Origin of the sequence: Wolbachia endosymbiont of Drosophila bicornuta (assembly GCF_028982105.1) — a bacterium.
GTDB lineage: Bacteria > Pseudomonadota > Alphaproteobacteria > Rickettsiales > Anaplasmataceae > Wolbachia > Wolbachia pipientis.
Map to the genome: position 1 here is coordinate 399 of NZ_JAPQLF010000114.1, position 8,288 is coordinate 8,686.

Consider the following 8,288-nt stretch of genomic DNA (forward strand, 5'->3'; position numbering starts at 1 on the left):
GCTAAAATTCAAGAATTTCAATGCTTTAGCTATTTTCAATAGAATTAAATTTATTAATATAAATAACAAATTACTATTCTTAAATTTGATCAGATTGATTGCAAAAAAACAAGATTTTCAATAGGTTGCTTATAATCCTAACTATAGTTAGCCTTTCATAAGTAGCGATGCAACAAAGCCCACTGGGATCCAGATTGGATACTAAGTTGGTGAGTATAAAAGTAGCTAACCTTATGTTAAAACACAATATTTTTGGTGAGGGGTTGCATTAAAAGCTGGATTACAGTGTCAAGCACTGGAATGACATCGTCTTAACATTGTACCATATTACAATGTTCGTATAGTTATGTGTCACGCTACTTGGATGACAAGAAAAGGTTTCTAGAATGAAGGAAACGAAGTCATACATAGAAAATAGGTTAGGTATTTTCAATTTTTGTTGTATACTCAAATAAAAATCTCACTTTTACAGATGGATACAGTAAAGTTTGTTTTATTACTGCCAACAATATTACTCATGCTAGTTGCTGGTGTTTACCTATCGATTAAACTAAAATGGCTACAGGTATTTAGATTACCATACGCCCTTTCACTCCTTGGAGCTAAAAAAGGAGAAAATAAATTTTCTTCTATAGCCGCTCTGTTTACAATTTTAGGGGGAAATTTAGGAGTAGGAAATATTTCAGGAACTGCTGTTGCTCTAAAAACCGGAGGACCGGGCTCTATTTTGTGGATGGCGATAATTATTGTTATCACTTCTGTGATAAAATATGTCACTTGTTATCTAAGTATAAAAACCAGAAAGGAAAAGAACGGACGGTTTATAGGTGGCCCTGTAGCCTACATGGCTGATGCATTTAACTCTAGAAAAGCTACAATTGTGTTTCTAGTTGTTATGATAATGGTTTCAATAACAGTTGGTAACCTTGTTCAGGTAAATTCTCTATCAATACCACTTAACATGATAGATGTGCCTGTAGTCATTGGTGGCATTGTAATGGCCATAATATTTTTTGTTGTTGCAGCTCTCAGCTTAAAAAAAATTAAAATTTTTATATCGGCTATGATACCGATAATGACGGTAAGTTACCTCACACTTTGCGGTATCATATTATTTAAATTTAGTGAAAATATTCTTCCTTCTCTAAAACTAATAACAAGCAGTTTTTTTACAACTAGTAGCTTTAACTCTGGTTTATCTCTAGGTTTGATTTTAGAAATGTTGACTATTATTCAAGTTGGAACTTTGCGAGGTATTTTTGCAACAGATATAGGGCTTGGCCTCGAAGGAATCGTACATTCTTCAATTGTTCCTAAGAAAAATAATAATAAATTTATTATTGAACAGAGCCTAATCACAATAATATCGCCTTTTATAGTTGCATTCATAGTGTTTATTACAACAATGGTACTGCTTGTCACAGATTCTTGGGTCACTGATTTAGAGAGTACTAACATGTGCATATTTGCTTTTAGAAAAGCTATGAATTGGCCCTATATTGACTATTTAATTATGGCCATAATGTTTTGTTTTGCCTTTACTACTATTTTTACTTGGTTTTTTTCCTCAAAACAGACAATACGCTATGTGTCTATGGATAATAAATACACTAAAATCTGGATTGTAATTTTTACCATGATCATTCCGCTTGGTGCGATAGGTAAAGTCCGGTTGCTATGGGATGTTGCTGATATCTCGATTGCTGCTTTGTTGTTTATCAACATACTCGCTATACTCAAGCTAACCTCTCAAGATCCAGAAGTGTTTACTATGAGTAGCAGATATTTGAAGTTGCAAAAACAGAGCTATAGCTAAAGCAATTTAGGCTATGCAGCTGTTGTGATATAAGAGTGATTTCCGCCAAGAAGGATGTCATCCAAGTGCCCAGACACTGGGATCCAGGAATCTTGATTGGCACTAAGTTAGTGAGCATAAAAGTAGCTAATCTTATGTTAAAACACAACATTTTTGATGGGGTTCGTGAAAGGCTGGATTCCAGACTGGAATGACAACTTAAATCGTTTGATGTTACCATAAAATAGCTTGTGTCATCACATTAGTAACACAACCTTCCTTAATAAAAATTCAACCAATGCTTGTGATAATTATATTAGCTAGTATTAGCTAGAACTAAAGGCAGAGGGTTATTAGTGATGGATATATGTGCACTAACGATACACAACAAGAACACATTTATAATGAGCGCATTCAAGAAGTTTTTCCTTTATTTGATAAAATAAAAAAGGAAGACGACCCAATTTATAATGCTAGAGTTGATTTTAACACAGTAAAGTTTTTAACAAAACACGCCAACTGGAATTGGGACGAAGAAGAAAACAAAGATAAAGCATATGGAGTTATTCTTCAGAAATGCGACAAGACAAAGAAAGCTGGACAAGAGCTTGAAAGTGAAGTTAAAGAAAGGTTGAAAGAGTATGTTGATGATGTTGCAGGAGTTTCAATATACGGTAATCACGCAAGTATTACGCTGGGAGATGACAAAAAAGAGTTTAAAATCAGCGAATTTTTAAATAGTGATTTTTGTGAGAAGAATGAAATCTCGGGATTTTCAACATTGCATAGTGATGGAAAGAGCGGAATGCATGGTTTTGTTGCCGAGGAAGAAGGGAAAAAATAAGACATTATGTCGTAACTGATGGTTCATATGAAATGACTTTAAAGTGGTATGCGGAGGGGAAGGAATGTAAGATCAAAATTAAGATTGATGCTAACGGTGTAGACCTTGTTAAAGGTGATGATTTTTCTCTAGAACGGTTAGAAGTAAACAGAGATGTAAAAATAGGTGGTTTATTCTTGCATGAAATACAATTCAGGGAGAAAGGACAAGGAAAAGTGAATGAGATGCAACATAGTAAAGACAGTAACGAGCTATCATCTGAAACTACGACAAGAATTGATGTTAATAGAGATGTTAGTGTTCAAGCTACTGATATAACTCGAAAAAAAGAAGATCACCATTCACATTTTGGACCACAATCTAACAGCAGAAGGCAGTCTTACGATAGCGGAATTGGAAAAGATTTTGACGATAAAATTAATTCTCAGGAGGCTAAAGAAAAGCGTGAGCTTAGACAAGCAGCACGAGAAGCAAATTCGGGAGGTCAAGTTTATAACCTACAATCGCTTTTTGAGGAGAATCCTCAGAACAAAAAAACTCCTCCGCCACTTCCACCTAGAACTAGTTCACTACCACCTAAAAAAGGTGTTTTCGATGAGCAAGGGGGAGCCAAATCTGGAAGCCAAAAACCAGATGACTTGCGCGAAAATGAGCAAACACCTAATAATCAGCAAAAAGGTGCAACTTCTGATTCTTCAGATAGTTCTACTTTCACCAAGTCTGTAAGCCACAATCAAGATAATAGGCAAGAAGATGAACGGTATGACAATCCTACATTTGGACATGCTGTACCTGGAAGCCAAAAACCAAATAGAAGTGAGCAAACACCTAATGATCAGCAACAACCTAAAACCCAGCAACAAGAAGGAAATAGCAAAGGCGATCTGTTACAAGACATCAGAAATTTCAAGAAAAACAACTTACGGCACATTGATGTTGATGATAGAAAAGCATCAATTGCAGGAAGTAGAAAAAATAACCCATCACCGTTAGAGACATTAAAGGACATAATTCCTTATTCATCTTCTCCAGATAACAGTGATAACCAAGATGCTAGTGATGCTAAGTGGAAAGAAAGTGAACAGCCGCTCTCTGCTACAGCACTCAATAATAAAAGTGACTCGGGCTATTCATCTCCAACTCATGACAATAATGAACAATCTCAAGTAAATCCTGAACAGTTAAAGAAGAGCTTAGAGAACATTGAACAAAGTGATCAAACTCCACCTGAAAATCTTCTTAAAGAAATCAGAGATAGATCACAGCAGGATAATAGAGGATTAAGGCAAGTTGATCCTACTGATAAACTGTCACAAGATAAAGAAGATGGATTGCAAAAAGACGATTTAGCAGATGTAAAAATAGTGGAAGGTCCAACTATTAGTGTCTCTGCTTCAACACCAAATAGTATAAGTGATTCAGGCTATATATCTCCAACTAATAGTGATAGTAAATCTCAAACAGATTTAAAACAGGTAGGAAGGAAATTAGAAGAACATATTAGACAAAGTAATCTAACTCTATTTGAAGAACTTAAAAATACATTAGGTCAAGAAAATCTCGGGTTAAAACCAGCTGATCAGAGTCAGATTAGCGAAGAAACTAAAAAACGCTTGAGAGAAGTTGGGTTGCTAAAAGACAGCTCAACAGACATAAAAGCAAACGATTCGGGCTATTCATCTCCAACTCATGACAATAATGAACAATCTCAAGTAAATCCTGAACAGTTAAAGAAGAGCTTAGAAAACATTGAACCAAAAGAAATCGGAGATACGAGTGAGTTAAAAGGAGCATTGGGAAACCCGGATAAAGGGTTAAGAGAACCGGCACAACAGGCTACTAAAGAAAATATTCCTAAAGATTCATTCTCAGAAAACATTTTAGAAAAGATAGGAGAAGGTAAACAATATGACCCTATACGTAAGTGGTTAGAAAAAACAGTGGCAGAACGAGAAAATAATGACACTAATCCAACTGTAGATAAAAATAGCGAACTATATAAATTACTAGAGAAAGATGAAGCACAACTGAAAGCTGGAGTAATAGAAGAAGAAAGAGGAGATACTTTAACAGAACACACTGATGGTTATGATCGCAATAGAATTGCATTAGCTAACAGAAATAAAAGACCACTAGATTGGGCTAAACAGGTTGCTGAGTCACAACAAAAAAAAGATACTAATAAAGGTATTTCAATATAAATTGAAGTTAAAATAATTGCTTAGCAAACAATAGGTTTCATGTAATGGTAACCCTATAACGGAAGAGTAGGAGCCGCGTAAGAACAATACGAACACTCCAGCTAGGCCTTGTATATTGCATCCCCCAGCCCTATTTTTCCACTCTTCTGATGCTAAATAATACTTAATTTCTTGTTCACTGAGACGTTTAAATTTCACTATTGTAACCACAGTACTGATATGTTGTTTAGATTGATCGGGAGTTAATAGACATACACTGGTGTATACTCTATGCCTTCTTCCTGATAACAAGCGGATACATTTTTCTGCTTGCTCAACGTTTTCAGCTTTGAGCAATATCCTTCTACCACAAGCAACAACTGTATCAACACCAAGCACAAAATAATTTGGATTTAAACTTTGTATTTTCTCAGCTTTACTTTTTGCCATACGGATTGAGTAATCCTTCGGAAGTTCCTTTTTTAAGGGGGCTTCATCTATATCTGCTGGCAAAATTAAACCTGGCTCAATGTTTATTTGTTTTAGTAAAGCTATACGCCTTTTCGATGATGAAGCAAGAATAAGATTATTTAGAGATCGTTCTGTCACTTGTACCTTTAAGCCTTCTAATGATCCTACCCTTTCTCGCATTCCTATCGTAAATGCTCATCTCAACTAACACCCTATCCCCTATAATGATGCGTATTTTACTTCTTCTCACTTTCCCTGATACATGACAGATAATCTCATGTTCATTGTCCAGTTTCACTCTAAATTCTGCTGCAGGTAGTAAAGCAGTTACTGCCCCTTCCACTTCAAAAATTGTTTTCGATTTCTCGTCTTTTATCATATGTTATATTATAATTTAATAATCTTTTTTAGTCTACTATAGATTTTAAATTATTATCAACACAAAAGACCTTTTGCGCCCCACTTAAGTTGCAACTTAACCCCAACCATCTTCACAATGATACCCTACCTACGTTTCTACTCTCTGCCACCTTCTCAATAGAACTTATAGGACTTATGTTGAAAGATAAATCATTATCACAATTTTCTTCATCGCTATCAAGTCCACTATCAACGCTTAAAGATCTGAGTAATGTTGTCTTCTCTCTCAGTGGAACATAAGACTCATTATCAACGCTTGAAGATTTGGATAACCTTTTCTTCTGTCGTGGAGCATTACCAGACTCATTAGAAATTTCTCCCGTTAATTGATTGTTGAAGCTCCTTTGTTCATCAGCACGAATTTTTTCTTCCAGTCCATCAAGCATTCCTACCAATTCATCACCCCATTCATTTTCTTCTTCTAATAATTGTTTACACTTTTCTTTCTCACGCTCTAGCTCGTTTCTTAACTCTTCGACTTTATCTTCATCTTTAGTGAGTTCAAGTGTAAGCACCTTATCTCCTGGAAATTCCTCGTACTCGTTTTCTAGTTCTTCAATGTTGAGTTTTAGTCCCTCTTCTCCAAGTGTATCTTGTAAATCGCTATCCTGCCTATCTGATTCTTTAATCTTTTGCTCAATTTCTACTTGTACCTTATATTCCTGATCTAATTCTCTTAGCTGATCTTTCAAGCGCTCTTTCTGCTGGCGTCGTTCAACCATTATCTGTTCCGCATCTTCTCGTGCTTGATTTAGCGCTTTTTCCAAATTCTTCTTTCCTGCATTAACAATTTTCAGCTCTTCCTTTAGCTTTCTTTTTTCTTCATATACACCTTTAAGTTCTTGTGCTTTCCATTGTAGCTCTTTTAACACACCTGCTAATTCTTCATTTTTTTGTGCCAGTTCAGTTTGCAATTCCGTGTTTTTTTGCTCCTCTTTTTCAAACCTGTCTTGTAAATTGCTATTCTGCTTCTCTAACTTTACAATTGTTTGATTAGCTTCTGCTTGGGTTGTTTCTAGTTTCTCCTGTAGTCGCTGATTTTCTTGTATTAATTCATGGTGCTTTTTATTTATCACTTGCAACCCTGCTTCTATTTCTTGCTTCAATTCAACAGCTTCTTTTTTCAAATTTGACATTTCTTGCTTCAATTCAACGTTTTTTTCGGACAGCATCTGATTATTTAAAATCAATTCATCCATTTGTTGTGAAGCAAATTCTGTCTGAGTTCCAGTGTGCTGTAAATTGACTTCCGTTTTAGTTTCGATTTGTTGTGAACCAACTTCTGTTTGAGTTTCAGTGTGTTGTAAATTGACTTCCGTTTGAGTTGATGCATTGCTATTAATAGAAGGAGGAAGGCTATTGTCAGCATCAACTTTAGGGTCTAATTCTCCCTCTGGTTCCTCGCGATAGGCCGCTATAGACTCATTTTGAAAATTATTATTAGCAGTGGGTACAACATCAGCAGCCTTACCTTTTTCTAGTACAGCATCATATAAGGAGAGACCTTGAATATATAATTCATCGTTTTGCTTTATTAATTCTAAGATCTCATCCGATAGCACAAAATCTTCATCATTAAATTTTAGTACTTCAGTTATGCCATCGCTACTCACATTCATAATCATGGTACACATTTCGGATCCATCCTTTACAGGCCAAGTGCTTTTCATTTCATAATATGCGCCCTCTTTAAATTCATAATATCTTTCCTTACCTTTCCTATGAGCGTGTATTTCATGTTTTTTATTGCAATAGATATTCAGCTCTTTAATATCTTTCTCTTGCTGTAAAATGTCACTAATCCTGGTTTGCTCACTTCTATTGTAATTAATAAGATTGATATTCAAAACTCTATGAGTGTTATCAGTTTCTGTGTAATAAGCTCGAAACTCTACGCCTTTCTCTCCAAGATATTTACTTGCAGCTTCTTTTCCCTGCTCTGCCAACTTTATGCATTTATCTATATCTTCCTTAAAGCTCTTATTAGCAGACTCTGTTACTGCTTTATCTATGTACGTTTTTTTAAAATCTCCATCATTTATTAGGTCATAAAAACTCCACTTATCCCCAAAAGCCCTCTGCACGTAAGTGAAATTCTTTTTTTCCTTTAGTTTTCCTAAGAACCACACCTTTTCTTTCAGATTTTTCAGTTGAAAGCTTACCCTTGCCTTTACACTAGAGTTTTTGGCAGGAATACTAACTTCTTCTAATTCTTTAAGTAATTTGTTATTTTTTATAATTGAGGAGCAAAACTTTACAATAGCAGAATTTGCAAACGAAGGATCTTTTTTTATATCTTCATCAATAATTTCTTTAAAACGTGCAAATTGAGGTAGAACATAAAAATTGATTATTTCTTTTTCTGATCTTGTTTTATTAGCATAAGAGATATCACCTAATTGTGAATATATAGCTCTTTCCATAAAAGTCCGGATGTGATAGGATAAGGGTAGATGATGATAAGGAGGTTGAATGCCAGCAGCATATAGTTATGATTTAAGAAAAAAAGCAATGGAAGCGCTAGACGAAGGAGAAAGCAGAGAAACAGTGGCAGCAAGATTTAAGATTGGACGAACTA

4 protein-coding genes and 2 pseudogenes are annotated in these 8,288 nt (G+C 35.1%); 3 read left to right on the forward strand and 3 right to left on the reverse strand.

Features of this window, described 5'->3' with window-relative positions; genetic code table 11:
• Nucleotides 1-472 precede the first annotated feature (472 nt).
• Together OZD68_RS03730 and OZD68_RS03740 are read left to right on the forward strand one after the other, a co-directional pair.
• Nucleotides 473-1,816 carry an alanine:cation symporter family protein gene (locus OZD68_RS03730; protein ID WP_182309416.1) on the forward strand — a complete coding sequence of 448 codons (1,344 nt, stop codon included), beginning with the start codon at nt 473-475 and terminating at the stop codon, nt 1,814-1,816.
• 346 nt (nt 1,817-2,162) lie between these two features.
• Nucleotides 2,163-4,840, forward strand: a pseudogene (locus OZD68_RS03740) (hypothetical protein).
• On the opposite strand, the gene OZD68_RS03745 reads toward OZD68_RS03740, so the two are convergent.
• From OZD68_RS03745 to OZD68_RS03755, 3 genes are all read right to left on the reverse strand, one after another.
• Entirely contained in the window at nt 4,832-5,428 is a 597-nt protein-coding gene (locus OZD68_RS03745; protein WP_182309415.1) for a Maf family nucleotide pyrophosphatase, read from the reverse strand. The pseudogene OZD68_RS03740 and the gene OZD68_RS03745 sit on opposite strands and share 9 nt — an antisense overlap.
• The gene (gene infA, locus OZD68_RS03750) at nt 5,406-5,669 is read right to left on the reverse strand and encodes a translation initiation factor IF-1 (RefSeq protein ID WP_007550159.1); all 264 of its coding nucleotides are present in this window, start codon (nt 5,667-5,669) and stop codon (nt 5,406-5,408) included. Before infA ends, OZD68_RS03745 begins: the two co-directional genes overlap by 23 nt.
• Before the next feature lie 112 nt (nt 5,670-5,781).
• Complete coding sequence (locus OZD68_RS03755) at nt 5,782-8,133, reverse strand: hypothetical protein (protein WP_275009045.1); 2,352 nt, start codon at nt 8,131-8,133, stop codon at nt 5,782-5,784.
• A gap of 49 nt (nt 8,134-8,182) precedes the next feature.
• On the opposite strand from OZD68_RS03755, the pseudogene OZD68_RS03760 reads away from it, so the two are divergent.
• Nucleotides 8,183-8,288: pseudogene (locus OZD68_RS03760) on the forward strand (IS630-like element ISWpi11 family transposase); the annotation flags it as partial.